Raw genomic sequence first — 21,700 nt, 5'->3', positions numbered from 1 at the left:
GACGCCAATCGGTGCGAAAGATGGAGGGATTGGCGGTCGACGAAAACCGGTTTAAAAGATGACTATCCAAATCGCCTATATCGTTTAATATTTACGATCATCTTATTGATAGGAAAGATATTTTTTGTGACGCTAAATTGATGCCGTTTGAGGAAAATCTGACACCTGCCGAACGTGCTATGACCGATAACACGTTGCTGGTCGAATATGCCGACGCTCAGGCCATGCTGGCACGGGTTGAGGAGCGTCAACGGCTTAGTCCGGTTCGCCGCCCTTGGAAGATACGATGCTTCATTGCCGAACGTCAGGCCCTGGCCTGGATTGATGCGACCACGATCGAAGCAGACGCCTTTACCGTCGATGGTCGCGGCAATGTCAGCGGTGCGGATTTCGACCTCACCCATTGGCGCCGGGCTGTCGGTGCACCGATCGCGCTCGACATATTGCGGACGAACCCAAGCGGCCTCCTCGACTGGCTGGGCGTGGAAGATGCCAGCACGGCCGCTACACCCTGGGCTGTACCGTTATTGCCGCTAGCCGACGTCCAACTGCGGGTAGAGGCTTGGCAAAAGGCCATGGCCGCCCTGCCCCCTGCCCCCCCTTTGCTGTATGGCGCGCGTCTCGCGCAGTCCTGGTGGGTCCGTACGCCGATCGGACGCGGTGACGCAGTTGCGGGCTTCCTAATCGGCGATCGCCATGGCCCCGGTCGATCCGAAGCCTCATCCGGCGGATTGGCGGCCCTCGGCTTCCAGGTCAGCGGCGCCGCCTGGAAAGCTGCCACGCCGGCACGCTTCGACCGGCTGTGGTTGCACGCCATCGCTCTAGGTGCACGGCATCATCTGGATCAGGAGCAACGACTGCGCGGCTATGCCGAACGCGCCGCCGCCCATATCGCGGCCCGACGCCGACCGGGCCGATTGCGGGAGGTTATCATGCTGGCTATGGCGCATCCTCATATTGGCAGTCGCCTGGTCGCCGATCGTCTAGACATCACATCTGCTGGCGCGATCAAATTGTTGACCATCGCGACCGAGGCTGGCCTGCTGGTGGAGCGCTCTGGGCAATCCAGCTATCGCAGCTATGCCATTCCAGTGAGCAGCCTGCCTTCCTCTTCCCTTACCCCAGACCCGCTTGCCGATCCCGGAACCGGGAATTTATGGACTGAAGGCTGAGAAAATCGCTCTCGCCAGAAGCGCTCTGAACGCCATTCAAGCGCGCCGCGAGGCCATTACATCTAAAATGCGCCAAAGCGCCCCAGAGGGCTAGAAACCGCCCTGCCAGGGGTTTCTACTTTTGTTCTCTTTCTGATGCATTTCTGATGAGCCTATCACAGGCCGCGTCACCGAATGCAGCATATCGGTGATGCGGCCTGCCGTCTCTGTGTACATGTCCGCAAAAGGGGAGGGGGACACGTGAGCGTTCCCATCAAATGGCTCGACAGGCGAGGGAGCGCATCATCTCGCGCCTCTTCGACATGTGATCAGCGCGAGGTCCGAAAACACGTTCGATGACGGGATCGAACGGGCGATCGAATGATGCTTGCCATCAGAGCCTGGCCAAATGGCGGAAATAGGGGCCGTTCGAGTCGTGAGTCCGTGCGAAGAGTTCGAACACTCTTCTCCAGTCCGCCATGCATCGTGTTTTCAGAATCACGTCATTCTGACCCACGCTGGTCCCATCGGTCAGCAGATATCGATCGGAACCCGTTCATTGGACGAAGCGGGAAGGGCGGATTTCTCACATGTCCGTGGTCTAGGCCGCCTGCCGTTAGCCGAGTGATTGCCGGTTCAGCCGATCGACGGCGATGAAGAATGTCGTGATTCCAAAAACACGCCGTGCGGCATGTCAGGGTCGCAATTTATATTTGTTGCGACGGTGATGCTCTTTGACGAAGCCGTGGAAGCGCTTCGAATAGTTGCGCGGCAGCTCGTGCGGATTGGCCCCCAGAAAAGCGTCGAAGCGTCGCATCAGTTCATCATAATCCCATCCGGGGAAATCGCTGCGGATCGTTTGATAAATATCGGCGTCCAGGACATCGCGGGCCCGGCCATGCGCTACCGGGGTCGGGCGAGCCTTGCGCGGATCAGCACCAGCGCTTCGCAAGCCACCCGCAGCCTGTGCGATCAGCGTCATCGCCTGTCGGGGGTCGATCATCTCCTGCTCATCCGGGTCAGCCCGAGTTGGCGAGGAGGGCAGGGGAGTGACCCGCGCCGATCGCACGCGCTCGGCCATATGCCGGCGCATCACCATTCGCATCTTGGGTTTCGTACTATTGGGATTGATCACTTCCAGACTGATGTCCGGCAATTCATTGGCCTTGGCGAGGTCAAGCAGCTTGCGTTTGAAGACCGGATAGGCGCTCTCGCTCCCACTCTTCTGGTGGAGTGTTTCAAAGCCGATGACGAACCCTTCCGGTCCATTCCCGCCCGCATGTTTGCGTGAGGCGCGATAGAGCCATTTGCCAAGACCGCTGGTAATCTCGAAATAGAGTGGCGAAATGGCCAGCACATTGCGCTTGTCCATCACCCCATCGAAGAACCATTTGGATAGGGTGATTTCCATGCCGAGCGACCGCTGGGTCCGCTCGTCCACCAGATGGGTGTAGCTGTCGATCCAGGAGAAAGTCGTTTCCCGGCTTTTGGCGCTGGCCCGGATATTGGTCTTGATTGTCGTCGCCTGCAGGCGGTCGAGCGCGCTCACCAGCCGCTCATAGGCCCGGCCGCTGGTGCCCCAGCAGATGCGCTTCAACAAATCGCCGGGTTGAAGCCGGATGACGGGAGACAGGTCATTGAGGCCACGCTCACGCAGTTCGTTGAGATGCGACGCCAGATAGATCATGATGTCCGCGTCCCAGATCGTCGCCATGCCATAGGCGGGATTAGGTGAGACATGGACGCTCACCGACTTGTCGGGACTGACATATTCTATGGGTTTGATGCGCTTGCGCTTCGACAAGCTGAAGAAGGGGCGCTGCATCGTCTCCTGATAATCGCGCAGCGAAATATCGCTGAAATCGGGCAGGGTGAAGAACATTTCGAACTGGACCTTGCGCTCTTTCAGCGCCGTCTTGAGTTCGCCTTCATTCACCACCCTATATCATCCCATTCCGCTGTCCCCCCGGGGGGAAATCAACATAACAAACTGAAATATAAGACTTATTCCTCTATTTTCAGCTTTTCGTCCGCGCAAGGCGTCCTTCTATCGGCGCTTTGCGCCACGAATGCGTGCGGCCTCGATCACTGGCCGCAACGCTTCCAGTATGGCATCGGTCGACAGGTCGGAGGGGGTCAGCGTCAGCGTCAAAATCTTTTGCTGATCCTTCACCACCTCACCGATCGGCTTGCCATTGCTGCCCGCAATCGCTGCCTTCTGCACGCGTCCCTTGGCTGTCATCGCCTTGAGCAAACGCCCCATCACCTCAGCGCCCGCGATCGGTTGTTCATCGCCCGACCGACGGAAACTTTGTTCGGAAGCAATCTGGTCGGCCGCCGCCTCCAGCTTTGTCCTGCTCGCAGGGTCGCGCAGCAACGGCAAAAGCTTCTCGCCATATTTGGCCTGCAAATCCATCGGCGAATGAAAGGCGCTGACCAGGAAGGGCGGAATGTCCGTCAACGCGATATAGCGCGACAGCTGCGACTTGGAGATTTTCAACCGCTCGGCCATGCGCAACTGCACACCGCCATAAAAGCGATCGACCGCCGCCTTGTAGTTGAGGCCGCGCTCCAGATCGGAGATATCCTCGCGCTCGCGATTTTCGATGTCGGCCAGTCGGAAGGCCGCCTCGTCATCCAGATCCTCGATGATCGCGATCAGGTCGATGTCGGGATAATGATTGGCATTGAGCCAGCTGATGGCCCAATGCCGCCGCGTCCCCGTGACCAGCTCATAGGGCAGGGGGCCATTGGGCGTGCGCCGTACCACCGCCGGAATACGGTTGCCGCCTTCGGCCAGGATCGAATCGATCAGGCTGCGCAGCCGATGTTCGTCCAGCAGCGAATAGTCGCGTGCGTTGCCTGGCCAGATCGAACATTCTGCCGGCTTCAGCCTGATGGTTGGTCGCTTCACGATTCGGGCGGCCTCGCCAAAGGCCTCCAGCCGCTTGTTGGTGAAGTTGACGCGACCGGGCGCAGCCTCACCGGTTACCGGATCAGGTGCCGCAATCGGTTCGGCCGGCACGGAGGCGAGCGCCTCACTGATCAGCGACCGCCGGCTCATGCCGCAACACTCACGCCGGCATCAGCGCCGGTCAGGCTGGTCGATGCCCATTGCTGGCGAATCTGCTGCTCGACTTCGCCGAACACCGCGTCGAGATTGTCGCGGCATCGCATATAGGTCTGGTGCGAGGCGGAGGGCTTGGATTCATAGATGGACCGGAAAGCCTGGGTCGCATTCTTGATCTCTTCGGACGCCAGGATCGGTTGCCCCAGCAGAAGGCCCGCATAGGTCGCCTGCATGATCCGCCACATGTCATTCTCGCCCGGCTTGCTGGGAGAGAATGTGGAACAGACCACGCGAATGAAGCCGTAATTGACCGGCGTGCCATTCTGTTCGAGGATTTCGATATTGTCCGCGATCGTGTCCATGAAATGGATGGTCGACAGATAATCGAGCTGGCGCGCCGGCACAGGGATCAGCAGACCGGTCGCGGCCGCCATCACATTGAGGCCCAGAAAGCCCATGGCTGGCGGTGGGTCGAGCAGGATTACATCAAAATCCTTGGCCACACTGGCTATACCGATACGCAGTGCCTGCAAACTTTCGCGGACGGCCTGTCCGCCTTCGCGCAGGGTGGATGTCAGATCCCATTCCGCGTCCTGCAGACCCAGGCTGGAGGGCACGATCTTGATCGTGGGCCAGGGCGTATCACGGATCGTCTGGGCAAAATCGCTGAAGGTGCTGCGTGGTGACAGGAACGTGCCGAGCGTCTGTTCGTCGTCGATCAGTGTCTCAGGCTGGATGTCGAACATGGTCGTGGTTGATGCCTGTGGATCGCAATCAATCACCAGAACACGATAGCCATGCAGCGCCAGATAGTCCGCCAGATGCTTTGTGATCGTGCTCTTGCCGACGCCACCCTTGAAATTCTGCACCGCCAGCACGACGGCATCCTCATCCGGCTGCTTGCCGACATGAATGCCCAGCGCTTCGCGAATTTGAGTCAGGTCTTCCAGCGTGTAATAGCGGCGACCGTTGGGCAGTTGCTTGGGCTGGGGCAGGCGGCCTTTGGCCTCCGCCTTGGCCAGTGCTTCGGGCGTGCGGCCGATCAGTTCGGCAGCGACGGTCGGGCCGAAAGTGATGTCGAGCGTCTTTCGCGTATCGGGACGGAACACGATCGTCTTGATATGATCGCGCATTTGCTGGCACGCCGTAGTGACGTTACGCAGCGTGTTGACGGTAAACGACATGGCGCCCCTCATAGTCGAATCATGACGGCAAAACTGGTTGGCGTTTAATGCGCTTATTTCGCCTTGAAAGTCAAACTTGCTCGATCACGCATCCGGAGTCGCCTCCTTACTGCGCTGCGTCACGTTTAAACACAACCGATGAGATAAGGGGCTAGGGGAAGGATGGGCGCCATCTGACAGCCCTTCAACCTCTAACCATGCCAAAATTCATGCGGCAAAGGCGCATTAGAGATTTTTATGAGGAGATTAGACGGATTAGCATCAACACGGAACGGCGATTTCCGGCTCAAATCCACCGATTCGCAGAACAGGCACACAAACTGATCGCACGATGGAACGGCACTGATAACACGCCGGGATGAATCCGAAAGTACGTCTGGTGAGACTTGATAACACGCTGAAATTCCAGCCGATCAAGGATCTGGCATGACGGCTGCATTGCCCTCTGTGCCGATATCCAGCACTGTCCCGGCGGTGGGTGCATAGGTCTTCCAGGCGGGCAGCCCGGCCCCGTTTGGGTCACCCTTCTTCACGAAATTGACCAGATATCCGCTCGCCAGCCGGCCGATGGTCTGGTCACGGGCCGTCGTCGCGGCACCATATTTGATTCCGACGGTGTCGAAAAAATAGGGAATTTCGCTCGCATGCCCCGCCCCCTTGGTGTCGGCGTTGCGCAGCGCCTGCGCCACATAGGAGAAGCGATAATAATAGATCGGCACATTTTGCCCTGCGAACATTTCCGCCATGGACCGGGCGCCCGTCACCATCGGGCCGGTCGGCCCGCCAATATCGTCGCTGGTCGCACCGATCATCACCGGCACTTTAGCGAAGCGGCCGGCTTGATAGGCGGCAAGGCTGTCGACCGCGATCTGGCCGTCTGCGATCGGGCTGCTGTGGGTGCGCGGGCCGGGCGCAAACAGGGCGGCCAGATTCAACCCGTCGACAATAGCATCCGCCGGCAGCGCGCGCAGCTTTGCGGCGGCCTCCGGGTCATCGACGGCAATCCCCTTCTTGCCGCCGAACGTGGCGCCGATCTTCTCGGCCGCCTCCAATGTCGCATCGCCCATCGGCATCGGTCCGCCCGACTGGATCACCGCCTTCTGGAACAGCCCTTGCGCCATCGGCGATGTCAGCAGTGCATGAACAGACATGCCGCCTGCGCTTTCGCCGATAATCGTGACATTGGCCGGATCGCCGCCAAAGGCCGCAATGTTCGCCTGCACCCAGCGCAACGCTGCGATCTGATCCATATAGCCGTAATTGGCGAGCAGCCCCTTGTCTGCATCCGCCTTGGTAAGCGCTGGATGGGCGAAGGTGCCGAACCGGCCGAGCCGATAGTTGAAGCTGACCACCATGATCCCCTGCCGTGCCAGCGCCGTGCCGGCATATGTCGGCGGCGACGATCCGCCATTCACGAAGCCGCCGCCATAGATCCACACCATCACCGGCAGCTTGGCCTTGGCCGCCGCCGGCTTCCATATATTCATATAGAGGCAGTCTTCGGCGGGCGGGGTGCCCAGTGGCGCGGCATCGCTGGGGAAGGGCAGTTGCATGCAGTCATGGCCATATTGGCTGGCATCGCGAATCCCCTGCCAGCGGGCCACGTTTTGCGGCGCGCGCCAGCGCAGGTCGCCCACGGGCGGCGCCGCGAAAGGGATGCCCTTAAAGGCGACCACGCCATCCACGCTCACACCGCGCAGCGCGCCGTCTGCGATCGTGACGACCGGATCGGCGGTCGCGGTGCGCGCCTGCACGGCGGAGCCGGACAGCGCCGTGGCCAATAGCATCATGCCCAAGCGAAAGCGCATATTCCGTCTCTCCCGTTCGTCAGGGCAGGGGCAAGGCCACTACCCTTTGTTCCCGCGCCGATCGCAGCGCTGCTTCGATGATTTCCTGCACTGCGACCGCTTCTTCAAGCGCAATCGGCAGGACGCCATCGGTCAACAGGGCCGCGCCCAGCCTCTCATAATATTGCTCCTGACACCCCGTCGCTGCCGGGCGCAGCGTTACGCCGCCCGATCCGTCATGCCATTCGACCGGATCGGCATCGACGCCCCATCCGCTATCGCCCGGTCGCAGGCCGGCGATCAATTGCGCCTCCTGCGGATCGAGCCGTCGCTTGATGAGCGACCCTTTATTGCCATGCACGGCAAAGCGGGGACTGCCGCCCATGTCGCCGCCCGGCGCATTCAGGCTGGCATGCAGCACGGCGCGCATCCCGTCATAATGCAGCACGACATGGGCCCAGTCGTCCGCCGCCGATCCGGGACGCAGCGCAACAATGTCAGCGCTCACCGCCAGCGGCCGGCCGAACAAGGCCAGCGCCTGATCGGCCAGATGCGGGCCGAGGTCAAACCACACCCCCGATCCGGGCGATCCATCCTCGCGCCAGCGGTCGCGTACTTCCGGGCGGAAGCGGTCGAAATGGGATTCGAAATGGCTGACGCGCCCGACCAGCCCTTCTTCGATGGCGGTGCGGATACTCAGGAAATCGCCGTCGAACCGCCGATTGTGGAACACGCTCAATCGCCGGTCACTGGCTCCCGCCAGCCGCTCCAGATCGCGCGCCTCTGCCAGCGTCAGCGCAAACGGCTTGTCCACCACCACATGCTTGCCGGCCCGCAGCGCGTCTGCGGCAAGCGTTGCATGTGTCGCACTCGGTGTCGCAATTACGATCAGGTCGATCGCCGGATCGGCCAGCAAGGCCGCTGTATCCATGCAGCGGATCGCGGGATCGAGCGCGGCCACTTCCTCCGCCCGGCTGGTCGCGATCGCCACCAGATCCAGCGTCGACGCCGCCCGGATCAGTGGCGCATGGAACACCCGCCCGGCCATGCCATAGCCGATCAGGCCGACCCTGATCAGCGCGCTCACGGCTTCAATGCTCCGGCTACCACCGGCGCCAGCTTGCCAACGATCACCGCCACGCCCTCGTCATTGGGATGGATGCCGTCAGGCAGTTGCAGCGCCCGCTCGCCGATCACCCCGTCCAGCATGAAGGGATAAAGGCCGACCTTATATTTGCGCGCCAGTTCGGGGTAGATGAGGTTGAAGGCGGCGGCATAGTCCGGCCCCATATTGGGCGACGCCAGCATACCCGTCAGCAGAACCGGAATGCCGCGCTTCTGCAACTCCGCCAATATCGCGTCCAGATTGCTGCGTGTCTCGGCTGGGGACAGCCCCCGCAGCATGTCATTGCCGCCCAATCCCACCAGCATCAGGTCGGGCTTGCGCGGCAGCCCGTCCAGCGTGAAGGCCAGCCGCGCCAGTCCCGCCGCAGTCGTATCGCCCGACACCCCGGCATTGACGACCCGCGCCTTCACCCCGCGCGCCGTCAGCGCCTTTTCCAGCACCGGCGCCAGCCCCTTGTCCTGATCCAGATTATAGCCGGCATAGAGGCTGTCGCCGAACGCGACCACCAGCCGCTCGCCGGCCGCTGGGACCGCTGCCGCTGCCTGATTGACCGCCTGCGCATCGTTGCCGGCGGGTGGCGGCACAGGTGTTTTATCCGAACAGGCCACCGCCAGTTGGACAAACAGCGCCAACGCCCCATATTGCATCCATCTGCCCGCCAAGGAGCGCTCCTTCTTCATGCATTTGCCCATCGATCCCGCCACTATCGCGATCCGCGCGCAGGATGTCACCCTCTCGCTTGGAACGCGCGAAGCGCCGGTGGCGATCCTCAAGGGTGTCGATCTCACCATCTTGCGCGGCGAAAGCCTCGCGATATTGGGCGCATCGGGATCGGGCAAAAGTTCGCTGATGGCGGTCTTGTCGGGGCTGGAACGGGCGAGCGGCGGCAGCGTCAGCGTGGGCGGCGTCGATTTCGGCGCGCTGGATGAGGACGCACTGGCGCAGGCCCGCCGTGGCCGCATCGGCATCATCCTGCAAAGCTTCCACCTGCTGCCCACCATGACCGCGCATGAAAATGTCGCCGTGCCGCTGGAACTGGCCGGCCATGCCGACGCCTTCGATCGCGCGGCCGACGAACTGCGCGCCGTCGGCCTCGGCCATCGGCTCGACCATTATCCCGCGCAACTGTCTGGCGGCGAGCAGCAGCGCGTCGCCATCGCCCGCGCCGTCGCGCCGCGCCCGACCCTGTTGTTCGCCGACGAACCGACCGGCAATCTGGACGCGACCACCGGCGCCACCATCATGGACCTTCTGTTCGAACGGCAGGCGGCGGCGGGCGCGACCCTCATCATCATCACCCATGATCCGGTGCTGGCGCAGCGCTGCGGCCGGATCGTGGAAATGCGCGACGGCCTGATCGTCTCGGACCGCGCCGCATGAATGCCCTGGATTGGCGCGCCAGCTGGCGCATCGCCCGGCGCGACCTGCATCTGGGCTTTCGCGGCCTGCGCCTTCTCTTTCTCTGCCTGTTCCTGGGCGTGGCGACCCTGGCGGCGATCGGCAGCCTGACCGCTGCCATCACACAGGAATTGAGCGACCGTGGCCGCAATCTATTGGGCGGCGACATTGAAATCGCCATGACCCAACGCGAAGCCCGTCTTGGCGACAAGGAAGCCTTCCGCCAGCTCGGCACATTGAGCGAAACCGTCCGCCTGCGCGCCATGGCGCAGCGGGCCGGGCAGGGCAGGGGCGACGCGCCGCCCGCCATCCTCACCGAATTGAAGGGCGTCGACGGCGCCTATCCGCTCTACGGCACGCTCGCGCTAAAAAACGGTATCTATAGTCCGCTCGATCCCGACCATATCCTCATCGGTGACGCACTGGCGCAGCGACTGGACGTCCGACCCGGCGACAGGCTGCGCTACGGCACCGCCGATTTCACCATTGCGGGCATCATCACCGACGAGCCCGATCGCCTCGGCGAAGGCTTTACCCTCGGCCCGGTCGCGATCGTCTCTATGGACGGGCTGCGCCGCACCGGCCTGATCCAGCCCGGCAGCCTCTATGCCGCCAAATATCGCATCCGCCTGAACCCTCGCTTCGATGCCGTGACCGTCCGCACCGACATGGAAAAGGCGCATGCCAGCGATGGCTGGACTTTCAAGGACAAGGATCGCGCCGCACCCGGCGCCAATCGCTTCATCGAACGCATGGGCCAATTTCTGTCGCTGATCGGCCTGGCCGCCCTCGTCATCGCCGGCATCGGCGTCAGCAACGGCGTTGCCTCCTATCTGGCCGGCAAGCGCGGCGGCATTGCTACGCTCAAAGTGCTGGGCGCGACCTCCGCCGATATTGGCCGCATCTATCGCATGCAGGTCGGCGCGGTCGCCCTGCTCGGCATTGGCGCGGGCCTGATCGTCGGCGCGCTGCTGCCGCCGCTGATTGTCGCGCTGGCGGGCGATGTGTTGCCGGTCAGCCCCGGCTTCCGCCTCCATCCGTTGCCGCTCGTCACCAGCGCCGCTTATGGCCTGCTCATCGCCTTCCTCTTCACCTTCCCGCCGCTCGGTCGCGCCCGCACCCAGCCCGCCGCCGCCATCTTTCGCGGCGCGGTGGAAACAGGCGGCGGTTTAGATCGCCGAAGTCTGATCGCCATGGCCGGGGCAGGGGGGCTGCTCGTCGCGCTGGCCTTGTTGACCGCGCGCGAGCCGCTCTTCTCGGCGGCAGTGCTCGGCGCGACGGCGGCGGTGCTGCTGCTGCTGCTCGGCCTCGGCTGGGCGGTCCGCCGCCTTGCCCTGCTCGCCCCGCGTCCGCGCCGCCCCCTGCTGCGCCTCGCGCTGGCCAATCTCCATCGCCCCGGCGCGCAGACCGCCGCGCTGATCGTGGCGCTCGGCCTTGCACTCACCTTGTTCGTGACGCTGGCCGGCATTCAGACCAGCCTCGACCGCGAAATCCGCAACGTCGTGCCGGAAAAGGCGCCCAACCAGTTCGTCCTCGATATCCCATCCACATCGCGTGATCGGTTCCGCGCCATCACGCTGGAACAAGCGCCCGAGGCGCAGCTCAACATCGTCGCCGCCCTGCGCGGCACGATCGTCGCCTATGGCGATCAGCGGGTCGCGGACCTGAAGGAATTGCCCGAAGGCGCCTGGTTCCTGCGCGGAGAGCGCGGCGTCACCTATAGCGACGCCCTGCCGCAGGGCAGCGACCTGACCGCAGGCCAATGGTGGCCGCGCACCTATGCCGGCCCGCCGCTCGTCTCGCTGGACGAGGAAGCGGCGAAGATCATGGGCGTCGGCATCGGCGACACGCTGACCGTCAGCATCCTCGGCCGGGAAATCACCGCGCGCATCGCCTCGCTGCGCAAGGTCAACTGGGACACGATGGGCTTCAACTATATCCTCGTCTTTTCCCCCAACACATTGTCCGCCGCCCCGCACAGCCTGACCGCGACCATTACCATGGACGCGCGCCACGACGCCGCCATGACCCGCGCCTTGCTGTCCGCCTTCCCCGGCGTCTCGGTGATCGGTGTGGGCGATGTGATCGATCAGGTCGGCACCATCATGACCCAAATGTCGCGTGCCATCGTCGCCGCTGCCTCGGTCGCGATCCTGGCAGGCATTGCCGTGCTGGTCGGCGCGATCGCCGCCTCCCGCGCCGCGCGCAGCTATGACAGCGTGATATTGAAGACGCTGGGCGCGACTCGCTGGCAGATACTCGCCGGGCAGGCGATCGAATATGGCCTGCTCGCCGCCATGCTGGCGCTGGTTGCGCTGGGCCTTGGCCTGACCGCGGCATGGTTCGTGATCGTGCGCATCTTCGAATTTCAATGGCAACCTGACTGGGCGGTGGTGCTGGCGACATTGGGCGGCGGCGCATTGCTGACGCTCGGCATCGGCCTGGCCGGCGCGATCCCGCTGATGTCTATCCGCCCGGCCCGCGCGCTGCGGCAGTTGTAACGGCCGCCGCCGCCGCAAACGGCACCGATCGCGGCATATCCTGCCGCGATCGGTGCCTCCTGCCGCGCCGCCCCTTTTATCCTGCCGCCTTCGTCCAGCACAGGAAAAGGCCGGCATGACCAGCACCGCTTCGCAAATCCGCTCCTTCATCGACCTGCGCCAATGGGCCGCAGGCGCGACCGTCTCTCCCGCCAGCGACGACGCTTTTCTTGCCGCCCGCGCGGCCCTGCCGCTGGCGGACGGGCCGATCAGCGCCGGCCTGATCCGTCTGCCGCAGGGCAGCGGCAGCGTATCGGCCCTGACCGGCGAGGAGTTCATCATCGTGGAATCCGGCGCGGTCCGCATCGAACAGGGCGGCAAGAGCTACGCCCTGACCGAAGGCGAAAGCCTGCTGCTCCGTGATGGTGCGGCCTTTGACTGGTCCACCGATGCCGATGCCCGCATCCTCTTCATGCGCCGCAGCGGCGGCCCGGCTGGCAATGGCGCGATCATCCCGGTTGATACCGGCGCGCCGCTGGAACCGTCGGGCGCGCCGCTCGCCGAACTGCTGGTCGGCCCGACCCCTCAATGCCGCAACCATGGCGATTACAAGTCGGACGACGGCGAATATATGGTCGGCACCTGGGATTCGACGCCCTATTATCGCCGCGCCATGGCCTATCGCCACTTCGAACTCATGTATCTGCTCGACGGCAGCGTCACCTTCGTCGATGAGGCCGGGGATGAAGGCACCTTCCACAAGGGCGACATCTTCCTGGTCGAACAGGGCGCGCAATGCAGCTGGGACAGCCAGGTGCATGTGAAGAAGGTCTACTGCATCTACCGCCCGGCCTGACAAATTGCGGGGATGCCCTTCACGGCGCATCCCCGCAATCTCATCCCATCGGATCGAGCGTGCCCAGCCAGGCGATCAGCCCGATGATCGCTAGCGCAGCCCCGGTTTCGATCCCCAGCGACAATCGCAAATGGGCAATGGCGCGCTGTGTCTCGCCGCGTTCCAGCAGGGGCGTCAGCCGCCAGCGGTTCACCGCCGCCAGCCCCAGCATCAGTCCGAACAGCGCCAGCTTGGCGCCCAGCAACAGGCCATAATGGCTGCTTGCCAGCGCCGGCAGCTCTGCCAGCCCGACGATCATCATCAGATTGACCGCGCCGCTGACGATCAGGGTCGCGACGATCAGCGTCCCCATCAGGGCGAAGCCGCTCAACATGGCGGCCACCCGCCGTACATCATGGCGCAGCGTCACCACTGCATGGAGCAGCACCGCCAGCGCCCCGACCCAGCCAGCCGCCGCCCATATATGGGCGACATCGGCCGTCCGGTGAAGCATACCGGCCATATCCTCGGTCGCGCCGGCATGGCCGGTCCAGGCCAGCGTTGCCGCCCCGACCGCCGCAGGGATCAGTGCGACCCGAAGGCCCTGCGGCAGGATCAGGCAGACCAGCACCAGCAGCAAGGCCACCCCGCGCACTGCCAGCACCGGGCCGATCGGCGTCATGGTCAGCAATATCTGCGCGCTGGCCCAGTCGGGGTTGCTGATCGGCGTGCCGGTCATGGCGGCGGCACTGGCCAGCAGCCATAGCGCTGACAGCCCCATGCCGCCCAGCGCCAGCACCGCCAGCATGGCTTTCCGCCCCGCCATGCCCATCGCCCACCAGAAGAGCGGCAGGCCCATGAGCAAGGCAAGGTCGATCATCAGCGCAAAGCGCGCCCCGATCAGCGCCCCCTCGGTCATCGGCTCTTACTTCACGTTGAAGCTGTAGCCGCCTTCCATCTTGTGCTGGTCGGCGCCGACAATGTGCCACTTGATGTCATAGCTGCCGGCGGGCAGCGCGCGCGGGAAGGTAAGGGTCATGGTCTTGCCGTTGACGTCGGTCTTGAAGCCCTTGATCGGCATCGCGGGATGATCGGCCATGCCCGGCATGCCGGTCATCACCAGCTCCGCGCCGCTCATCGGCGCCAGGAAGGTTTCGGAGAAGGTCAGCGTCAGCTTGGTCGGCTTGGCGACGGTCGCGTTGGCGGCCGGGTTGGACGACACCAGCTTGCTATGGGCAGCGGCGACGCCGGGCAGTGCCAGGGCAAGGGCGGCAGCGGCGGTCAGGAAATAACGGGTCATGGGGCAATCTCCATCAGGGGTATTCAGGTAGGATGTTCAGGACAATTACGCATGGACTTGCCGCACCCCTCGACCCATGCGCATAATTTTTTCTGCCGCGCCGATATGAGGGGTCGGCGCTTCCGGCGCGTATGCGGGGGGAAGGATGGAGATAATATGATGAGCGATCTGGATCAGTTGCTGGGCGCGGTGCGGGCGATGCCGACCGACGCGCGCCTGGCGGATATGGACGCGGCGGTGATGGGCGGCCTTGCCCTGCGGCGCGACCGGGCGATGGCCCGGCGCAGCCTGATGCTGGCCGGCCTGCTGGCGATCGGCATCGGCTGGGCCGGCAGCATCGTGCCCGGCGCGCCGGCACAAGCTGCACCGATGCCGATCGGCATGTCCGACTATGCGCCGTCCCGCCTGCTCGGCCAATGAGCGGCCGGCGTTATATCTGGGTCGCGCTGGTGGCCTTTGCCGCTGCGCTGGCTGCCGTGCTGGTTGCCCGCATCTGGCTGGCGCCCGAACCGCGCGTTGAAAGCGAAGTCCATGCCCTGCTGCACCAGCGGCTGACGCTCGATAGCGCGCAGGAACAACGCATTCATGCATTGGAGGCTGCCTTCGCCAAGCGCCGCGAAGCGCTGGAGGCGGAAATGCGCGCTGACAATCAACGGCTCGCCGCCGCGATCGAAGCGGAACATGGCTATGGCCCCAAAGTGGCGGAAGCGGTCGATCGATCGCATCATGTCATGGGCCAGCTGCAAAAGGAAACGCTCCAGCACATCTTTGCGATGCGCGGCGTCCTTCGCCCCGATCAGGCGGCCCAGTTCGACGCCGCGATCGTCAAGGCGCTGACCCAGCCGGCCCGGTGACGAAAGCCCATCCCGATGATCGCGTACTGGCCACTCGCGCGCTGGCCGGGGATCAGGCCGCTTATGGCGCGCTGATGCAGCGGCACCGCGATGCCGTCTATCGGCTGGCGCGCGGGGCGATCGGCGACGCCGACGAAGCGCTCGACATCACGCAGGAAAGCTTCGTCGCCGCCTTCGCCGCGCTCGCCCGCTATGATGGATCGCGCCCGTTTCGCGTCTGGATCGCGCGCATCACGCTCAACAAATGCCGCGACTGGGCGCGCCGCCGTACCGTCCGTCGTTTCTTTACCTTCGCCAAACCCATCGACGATGCGCTCGACATTGCGGACACGGGTGCCACGCCGGAGGACGCCGCCCGCTCAGGTCAGGAAGTCGCCCGCATCAATGCCGCCATCGCCGCGCTGCCGGCCAATCTGAGGGACGTGTTGCTGCTCCGCACGATCGAACAGATGAGCCAGGCCGAAGCAGCCCAAGTGCTGGGCGTCACCGAAAAGGCGGTCGAAACCCGACTCTACCGCGCCCGCGCAAAACTGACTGAAATTTTGAGGGATTGACGCATCGCCCGCGTATGAAGGGGCATGACCGACCTGTCCCTTGATCGCCGCACCCTGTTCAAAGGCGCCGCCGCGCTGACGCTGGCCGGGGCCTTCCCTGCCTGGGCGCGCAGCGGCACCGCCGGCCTCCATCCCGCACCGGGCGTCCTGTCGGGCGACCGCATCGCGCTCACCGTGGGCGACAGCCATTTCGGCACCGGCGGCCGCTCGGCCCATGCCATCACCATCAACGGTACCGTCCCTGCGCCGCTCATCCGCCTGAAGGAAGGGCAGCGGGTCCAGCTGGCCGTCACCAATAATCTCAAGGAAGACACGTCGATCCACTGGCACGGCCTGATCGTCCCCTTCCAGATGGATGGTGTGCCGGGCGTCAGCTTTCCCGGCATCCGGCCGGGCGAAACCTTCACCTATGATTTCCCGATCCGTCAGTCGGGCACCTATTGGTATCACAGCCATTCGGGCATGCAGGAGGCGATGGGTCATTATGGCCCGATCGTCATCGACCCCGCCGGCGTCGATCCGGTTCAGTCCGACCGCGAACATGTGATCGTGCTGGCCGACTGGTCGCCGGTCCACCCCCATGTGCTACTGAAGCGCCTGAAGCAGATGGGCGGCTATCATAATTTCCAGCGTCAGACGCTCGCCGGCCTGCTCGCGGGCAAGGACCAGAAGCTCAAGGACCGGCTGGACTGGGGCGCGATGCGCATGGACCCCACCGACATTTCCGATGTCACCGGCTCCACCTACAGCTTCCTCATCAACGGCCATGGCACGCCGGAAAACTGGACCGGGCTTTTTGCGCCGGGCGAGCGGGTGCGCCTGCGCATCGTCAATGCCTCGGCCATGACCAATTTCAACGTCCGCCTGCCCGGCCTGCCGATGACCGTGGTCCAGTGCGACGGCCAGCATGTCCAGCCGGTCGAAACCGACGAGTTCCAGATCGGCATCGCCGAAACCTACGACGTCATCGTCCAGCCGACCGAAGCGAAAGCCTATGGCCTGATTGCCGAGGCGATCGACCGTTCGGGCCAGGTCCGCGCCACGCTCGCGCCGCAGATCGGCATGGTTGCGCCCATTCCCGACCTGCGCCAGCGTCCGCTGCTGACCATGAAGGATATGGGGATGGACATGTCCGGCATGGATATGGGGCAGGGCGGCGTGATCGACCTCAGCCAGCCAGCGAATGAAAGCATGTCCGGCCACAGCATGAAGATGCTCGATCCTTCGGTCGCGCCGGATGTACCGATGGGGCCGGGGGTCGCGACCTTGTCCTCCATGCCGGCCGATCGCACCGCCGACCGGCCGACGGGACTGGAGGATGTCGACCATCGCGTCCTCACCTATGCCGATCTGCGCGCGCTGGAACCGAACGAGGATATTCGCACGCCGACCCGCTCGCTCGACATCCACCTGACCGCCAATATGGAGCGCTATATGTGGTCCTTCGACGGGGTGAAGCTGTCGGATGGGGCGGAGCCGATCGCCTTCCGCCATATGGAGCGCGTGCGGGTCACGCTCATCAATGATACGATGATGCCCCACCCCATCCATATTCACGGCCATTTCTTCCAGTTGCTGACTGGCGACGACCCGACCCACAATCCGCGCAAGCATACGGTGAATGTCCTGCCCGGCGGCAAGATCAGCTTCGACCTCACCGCCGATGCTCTGGGCGACTGGGCCTTCCACTGTCACATGCTGATGCACATGCACACGGGGATGATGCGTGTCGTCACGGTTCGTCATGGGGAGGACGCCGCATGAATCGCCTGATCGCCTCTGCCGCGCTGCTGCTCTCCGGCACCCCCATGCCGGTGCTGGCCCAGACCGATCCGCAGATGGATCACAGCACTATGGACAATGGCCAGATGGACCACAGCGCGCACCAGATGCCGCCAGCCCAGGAACAGCCGGCGCAGCCGGCTGATGCCCCCGCGCCGGATCAACCCGCCAACCCTCATGCCGGTCACGCCATGTCCGCATCGGGCAACAGCGTGCCAAAGGGCGTCGCGCCTCCGGTCCCGACCGACCATGCCGCGGAGGCCTTTTACGATCCCGCCGTCATGGCCCGCGCCCGCGCCGCCATGTTCAAGGAAAGCGGCGGCATGACCTTCTCGCAACTGATGATCGACCGGCTCGAATATCGCGCGCAAAAGGGCGGCGACGGCTATCATTGGGAGGGTGAAGGCTGGATCGGCGGCGACATCCACCGCCTCGCCATCAAGTCGGAAGGGGAGGGCGATGTCGGCGGTGCGCTCGAAAGCGCCGAACTCCAGGCGCTCTACAGCCGCGCCATCGATCCCTGGTGGAACATCGTTGGCGGCGTCCGTCAGGATTTCCGGCCGCAGCCCCAGCGTACCTACGCGACGGTCGGCATAGAGGGCCTTGCCCCCTACTGGTTCGAGGTGGAGGCGCAGGCGTTCCTGTCGAACAAGGGCGACGTCCATGTCCGCGCCGAGGGCAGCTATGACCAGCGCATCACCCAGCGCCTCGTCCTGCAACCCGCCGCCGAAGTGAATATCGCGGCGCAGGACGTACCGGAACTGGGCATCGGTTCGGGCCTGTCCAATATCGAACTGGGCCTGCGGCTACGCTACGAATTTGCCCGCGAATTTGCGCCTTACATTGGCGTCAACTGGGAACGCAGCTTCGGCGACACCGCCCGCTACGCCCGCGCGGCGGGGGAGCGGGCGTCGGCCACCAGTCTGGTGATGGGCATCCGCTTCTGGTTCTGATGTCTGGTCAAGGGCGCTGCTACATGTAGCGTTCCCCGGCGTAGGCCGGGGTCCAGTTGAGAGCATGGGACTGGACCCCGGCCTGCGCCGGGGAACGTCAAGCCATTAATCTAGATGCCGCTCTGCCAGCGCGACATGCAGCTTGATGCCCAGCGCCAGCACATCGTCGTTGAAGTCATAATGCGGATTATGCAGCGGCACCGACCCCTCGGGCTTCGCCTGCCCCAGCCAGATGTAGGCGCCCTTGCAGGCTTGCAGCATGAAGGCGAAATCTTCGGACGTGAAGGCGGGATCGGGCGCCAGTTGCGCCTCGCCCACGCTCGCGGCGGCGGCCAGCGCTTCCTGCGCGGCCTCCGCATCGTTGATCGTCGCGGGATAATAGCGCTGATAATCGACGCGCGCGGTCAATTCGCCGGCCAGCGCCACACCCGCCGCAACCTGTCGAATGGACTCTTCGATGCGATCCTGTACCGCAGCATCGAAGGTGCGCACCGTCCCCGAAATCGTCACGACTTCGGGGATCACATTATGCGTATGTCCGCCATGAATCTGGGTGATGGACAGCACGGCCGACGATGTCGGCGCTATCCTGCGCGATACGATGGCATTCAATTGCTGCACCAATGCTGCTGCAGCAAGAATGGCGTCGGGCGTATCCTGTGGGATAGCGGCATGGCCACCGCGCCCCTCTAATTTGATCTCGAACTTGTCGGCCGCGCCCATGATCGGGCCGGGCCGCGTGGCGATCGTGCCGGCGGGCAGGTCGGGCCAATTATGCAGCCCGAACACCCGGTCGCACGGGAAGCGTTCGAACAGCCCTTCCTTCACCATTTCCCGCGCGCCGCCCTGGCCTTCCTCGGCCGGCTGGAAGAAGAAGTTGATCGTCCCGTCGAAATTGCGGCTGCGCGTCAATTGCTGCGCAGCACCGAGCAGCATCGCTACATGCCCGTCATGGCCGCAGCCATGAAAAGTGCCGGGCGTCGTGCTGGCATAAGGCAGGTTGGTCTGCTCATGGATCGGCAGCGCATCCATGTCCGCCCGCAAGCCGATGCTGCGCGAAGACGTCCCGTTGCGCAACACGCCGACCACGCCGGTCCTGCCGATCCCCTCATGCACATCCAGCCCCAGCGCGCGCAGTTGCTCGGCGATCCTTCCCGCGGTGCGATGCTCGCAGAAGCCGAGTTCGGGATGGGCATGGATGTCGCGGCGAAGGGCGACGAGCGGTTCGATCAGGTCAGCGATGTCGGTCATGGGTAAAGGATAAACCTATCTCTGTTCCCCGAACAGATGCTGGATCGGGTAGTGATGTTTGATGAAAGGCGACTTGATGACGACATAGCTGAAATATTTCTCGATGCCGTAGTCGCTCTCCAGCATGCCTTCGATGATCGACTGATAATGCGCCACGCCGCGCGTCACGAATTTCAGCAGATAATCATATCCGCCGCTGACTAGATGGCATTCGACGATTTCGTCCAGCTTGCGGATACGCGTCTCGAACCGGGAAAAATCGCCGGCGCGATGCTCGGTCAGCGTCACCTCGGTAAAGACGGTCAGATATTCGCCCAGCTTGTGCAGGTTGATGTGCGCACCATAGCCGGTGATGTAGCCGGCTTTTTCCAGCCGTTTCACCCGCGTCAGGCAGGGGCTGGGCGACAGGCCGACCGCGTCGGCCAGTTCGACATTGGTGATGCGGCCTGATTGCTGAAGTTGCGTCAGGATCTTGAGGTCGATCCTGTCCAGTCTGGGTCCGCCCAACATATGCCTTGCTCCCCGTCTCTTATCTCACCGCCGCGCGAATATCGGCTTCTTCGAGCAGATCGTCCAGCGTCTTGGCGATGCGCGCGAATATCTCGTCCATCTCTCCGTCCGATGCGCACAGCGCCGGGGCCAGGCCGATGATATTGTCGGCAAAGGCGCGGAAAATAACCCCGTTTTCATAGGCTTTGGTAAACAGCCGGTCGGCCAGCTTCAGCGCCGGATCGAACCGCGCCTTGCTGCTCTTGTCGCTCACCAGTTCGATCGCGCCCAGCAGGCCGCGCCCGCGCGTGTCGCCGACCATCGGATGATTCTTCAGGCCCGCCATGCCGGCGTCGAACCGCGCGGCGACCTTCTGCCCGTTTGCCAGGATGCCGCCATCGGTATAGAGGCGCAACACTTCCAGACCCACAGCCGCGCTGACGGGATGGCCCGAATAGGTCGCGCCATGGCCGATCACGACTTCGGGCGCCGCGCCATTGGCGATGCCCTGATAGATGGTGTCAGACATCAGCACTGCGCCCATCGGCACATAACCGGCGGTCAGTCCCTTGGCGAGCGTCATCAGGTCGGGCGTGACATCCTCCGCTTCGCAGGCGAACATAGGGCCGGTGCGACCGAAACCGGTGATCACTTCATCGGTGACGAATAGGATGTCGAGTTCGGTACATGCGTCGCGCATCGCCTTCAGCCAGCCCACTGGCGGCACGATCACGCCGCCTGATCCCTGGATCGGTTCGCAGAAAAAGGCGGCGACCTTGTCCGCGCCCAGTTCTGCCACCTTGTCCCTCAATTGCTGTACCGACCGGGCGACGATCGCGGCGTTGTCGCCTTCCAGATCGCTGCGATAGGGGTAAGGCGACGGGATATGATGCTGCCAGCGCAGCGGCAGGTCGAAACCGCGATGGAAATTGGCCAGCGCGGTCAGGCCCGCACCGGTCGTGCTAGACCCGTGATAGCCCCGCTCCAATGCGATGCACTGCTTCTTGGCCGGCTTGCCGATCGCGTTGAAATAATGGGTGATGTAGCGGATGGCGCTATCCACCGCGTCCGACCCGCCCAGCGTGAAATAGACATGGTCCAGCCCTTCGGGGCTGAGGTCTACCAGCTTTTGCGCCAGCCGCACCGCCGGCTCGCTGCCGAAATGGAAATAGCCGGTGGCATAGGGCAGGCGGCGCATCTGCTCGGCCGCGACCTCGGCAATGCTGTCCTGGCCGTAGCCGACATTGACGCACCACAGGCCGGCAAAGGCATCCAGCAGTTCCTTGCCGTCCATATCCTTCAGCCACATGCCCTTGCCGCTTTCCAGCAGCAGCGCGCCATGCGCCTCATGCCCGCGGAAGGAGGTGACGGGGTGGATCAAGTGGTCACGGTCGATGTCCAGCAAGGACCGGTTGGATTGCAGAGTCATCAGCAGGCTCGCCATTGTGGGTCTTGGGGTTCAGCCTAACCGCATGCCGCAGAGCGA

20 protein-coding genes are annotated in these 21,700 nt (G+C 63.7%); 9 read left to right on the top strand and 11 right to left on the bottom strand.

All coding sequences use genetic code 11. From position 1 onward, the window contains the following. Nucleotides 1-179: 179 nt before the first annotated feature. A complete protein-coding gene (locus RQH62_RS04660) occupies nucleotides 180-1,172 on the top strand; it encodes a hypothetical protein (RefSeq protein WP_311267586.1) in 993 nt (330 codons plus the stop codon). A gap of 673 nt (nucleotides 1,173-1,845) precedes the next feature. On the opposite strand, the gene RQH62_RS04655 is transcribed toward RQH62_RS04660, so the two are convergent. The 6 genes from RQH62_RS04655 to RQH62_RS04630 all read right to left on the bottom strand — a co-directional run bounded on the left by RQH62_RS04655 (nucleotide 1,846) and on the right by RQH62_RS04630 (nucleotide 8,998). Next, on the bottom strand, nucleotides 1,846-3,033 hold the full coding sequence (locus tag RQH62_RS04655) for a replication initiator protein A (RefSeq protein WP_405053519.1): 1,188 nt from the start codon (nucleotides 3,031-3,033) through the stop codon (nucleotides 1,846-1,848). A gap of 165 nt (nucleotides 3,034-3,198) precedes the next feature. Continuing rightward, the gene (locus RQH62_RS04650) at nucleotides 3,199-4,215 is read right to left on the bottom strand and encodes a ParB/RepB/Spo0J family partition protein (RefSeq protein ID WP_311267584.1); all 1,017 of its coding nucleotides are present in this window, start codon (nucleotides 4,213-4,215) and stop codon (nucleotides 3,199-3,201) included. Beyond that, nucleotides 4,212-5,405: an AAA family ATPase gene (locus RQH62_RS04645; protein ID WP_184274238.1), complete on the bottom strand. Its 1,194-nt coding sequence runs from the start codon at nucleotides 5,403-5,405 to the stop codon at nucleotides 4,212-4,214. The genes RQH62_RS04650 and RQH62_RS04645 overlap by 4 nt, the downstream gene beginning before the upstream one ends. 413 nt (nucleotides 5,406-5,818) lie before the next feature. After that, entirely contained in the window at nucleotides 5,819-7,213 is a 1,395-nt protein-coding gene (locus RQH62_RS04640) for a carboxylesterase family protein (protein WP_311267583.1), read from the bottom strand. 19 nt (nucleotides 7,214-7,232) lie between these two features. Then, entirely contained in the window at nucleotides 7,233-8,279 is a 1,047-nt protein-coding gene (locus tag RQH62_RS04635; protein ID WP_311267582.1) for an oxidoreductase, read from the bottom strand. Next, nucleotides 8,276-8,998: an arylesterase gene (locus RQH62_RS04630; RefSeq protein WP_311267581.1), complete on the bottom strand. Its 723-nt coding sequence runs from the start codon at nucleotides 8,996-8,998 to the stop codon at nucleotides 8,276-8,278. The genes RQH62_RS04635 and RQH62_RS04630 overlap by 4 nt, the downstream gene beginning before the upstream one ends. On the opposite strand from RQH62_RS04630, the gene RQH62_RS04625 reads away from it, so the two are divergent. The 3 genes from RQH62_RS04625 (at nucleotide 8,997) to RQH62_RS04615 (ending at nucleotide 13,052) form a co-directional block, all read left to right on the top strand. Continuing rightward, nucleotides 8,997-9,698, top strand: a complete 702-nt coding sequence (locus RQH62_RS04625; RefSeq protein ID WP_311267580.1) for an ATP-binding cassette domain-containing protein — start codon at nucleotides 8,997-8,999, stop codon at nucleotides 9,696-9,698. The two genes, RQH62_RS04630 and RQH62_RS04625, sit on opposite strands and share 2 nt — an antisense overlap. Continuing rightward, the gene (locus tag RQH62_RS04620) at nucleotides 9,695-12,217 is read left to right on the top strand and encodes an FtsX-like permease family protein (RefSeq protein ID WP_311267579.1); all 2,523 of its coding nucleotides are present in this window, start codon (nucleotides 9,695-9,697) and stop codon (nucleotides 12,215-12,217) included. Before RQH62_RS04625 ends, RQH62_RS04620 begins: the two co-directional genes overlap by 4 nt. A gap of 115 nt (nucleotides 12,218-12,332) precedes the next feature. Beyond that, the gene (locus RQH62_RS04615) at nucleotides 12,333-13,052 is read left to right on the top strand and encodes a cupin domain-containing protein (RefSeq protein ID WP_311267578.1); all 720 of its coding nucleotides are present in this window, start codon (nucleotides 12,333-12,335) and stop codon (nucleotides 13,050-13,052) included. A 40-nt stretch (nucleotides 13,053-13,092) separates the two neighbouring features. Here RQH62_RS04615 and copD read toward each other — a convergent pair whose 3' ends face one another. Further along, nucleotides 13,093-13,950, bottom strand: a complete 858-nt coding sequence (copD, locus tag RQH62_RS04610; RefSeq protein ID WP_311267577.1) for a copper homeostasis membrane protein CopD — start codon at nucleotides 13,948-13,950, stop codon at nucleotides 13,093-13,095. A 6-nt stretch (nucleotides 13,951-13,956) separates the two neighbouring features. Then, nucleotides 13,957-14,331, bottom strand: a complete 375-nt coding sequence (gene copC, locus RQH62_RS04605; protein WP_311267576.1) for a copper homeostasis periplasmic binding protein CopC — start codon at nucleotides 14,329-14,331, stop codon at nucleotides 13,957-13,959. 156 nt (nucleotides 14,332-14,487) lie between these two features. On the opposite strand from copC, the gene RQH62_RS04600 reads away from it, so the two are divergent. From RQH62_RS04600 to RQH62_RS04580, 5 genes are read left to right on the top strand one after another with little or no spacing between them, the layout of a single operon-like run. Next, nucleotides 14,488-14,751, top strand: a complete 264-nt coding sequence (locus RQH62_RS04600; RefSeq protein WP_311267575.1) for a hypothetical protein — start codon at nucleotides 14,488-14,490, stop codon at nucleotides 14,749-14,751. Next, the gene (locus tag RQH62_RS04595; RefSeq protein WP_311267574.1) at nucleotides 14,748-15,185 is read left to right on the top strand and encodes a periplasmic heavy metal sensor; all 438 of its coding nucleotides are present in this window, start codon (nucleotides 14,748-14,750) and stop codon (nucleotides 15,183-15,185) included. The genes RQH62_RS04600 and RQH62_RS04595 overlap by 4 nt, the downstream gene beginning before the upstream one ends. Continuing rightward, entirely contained in the window at nucleotides 15,182-15,739 is a 558-nt protein-coding gene (locus RQH62_RS04590) for a sigma-70 family RNA polymerase sigma factor (protein WP_311267573.1), read from the top strand. Before RQH62_RS04595 ends, RQH62_RS04590 begins: the two co-directional genes overlap by 4 nt. 24 nt (nucleotides 15,740-15,763) lie before the next feature. Then, nucleotides 15,764-17,503: a copper resistance system multicopper oxidase gene (locus RQH62_RS04585; protein ID WP_311267572.1), complete on the top strand. Its 1,740-nt coding sequence runs from the start codon at nucleotides 15,764-15,766 to the stop codon at nucleotides 17,501-17,503. Next, the gene (locus tag RQH62_RS04580) at nucleotides 17,500-18,474 is read left to right on the top strand and encodes a copper resistance protein B (protein WP_311267571.1); all 975 of its coding nucleotides are present in this window, start codon (nucleotides 17,500-17,502) and stop codon (nucleotides 18,472-18,474) included. Before RQH62_RS04585 ends, RQH62_RS04580 begins: the two co-directional genes overlap by 4 nt. A gap of 105 nt (nucleotides 18,475-18,579) precedes the next feature. On the opposite strand, the gene RQH62_RS04575 is transcribed toward RQH62_RS04580, so the two are convergent. From RQH62_RS04575 to RQH62_RS04565, 3 genes are read right to left on the bottom strand one after another with little or no spacing between them, the layout of a single operon-like run. Continuing rightward, on the bottom strand, nucleotides 18,580-19,725 hold the full coding sequence (locus tag RQH62_RS04575; protein ID WP_311267570.1) for a M20 aminoacylase family protein: 1,146 nt from the start codon (nucleotides 19,723-19,725) through the stop codon (nucleotides 18,580-18,582). Nucleotides 19,726-19,740: 15 nt separating this feature from the next. After that, nucleotides 19,741-20,235 carry an Lrp/AsnC family transcriptional regulator gene (locus RQH62_RS04570; protein ID WP_066855158.1) on the bottom strand — a complete coding sequence of 165 codons (495 nt, stop codon included), beginning with the start codon at nucleotides 20,233-20,235 and terminating at the stop codon, nucleotides 19,741-19,743. Nucleotides 20,236-20,254: 19 nt separating this feature from the next. Beyond that, on the bottom strand, nucleotides 20,255-21,643 hold the full coding sequence (locus tag RQH62_RS04565; protein WP_311267569.1) for an aspartate aminotransferase family protein: 1,389 nt from the start codon (nucleotides 21,641-21,643) through the stop codon (nucleotides 20,255-20,257). Between the last annotated feature and the right edge of the window lie 57 nt (nucleotides 21,644-21,700).

It is taken from the genome of Sphingobium sp. WCS2017Hpa-17 (assembly GCF_031843765.1).
In the GTDB taxonomy this organism is placed as follows: Bacteria; Pseudomonadota; Alphaproteobacteria; order Sphingomonadales; family Sphingomonadaceae; genus Sphingobium.
This window is presented reverse-complemented; position numbering and strand designations above follow the sequence as displayed.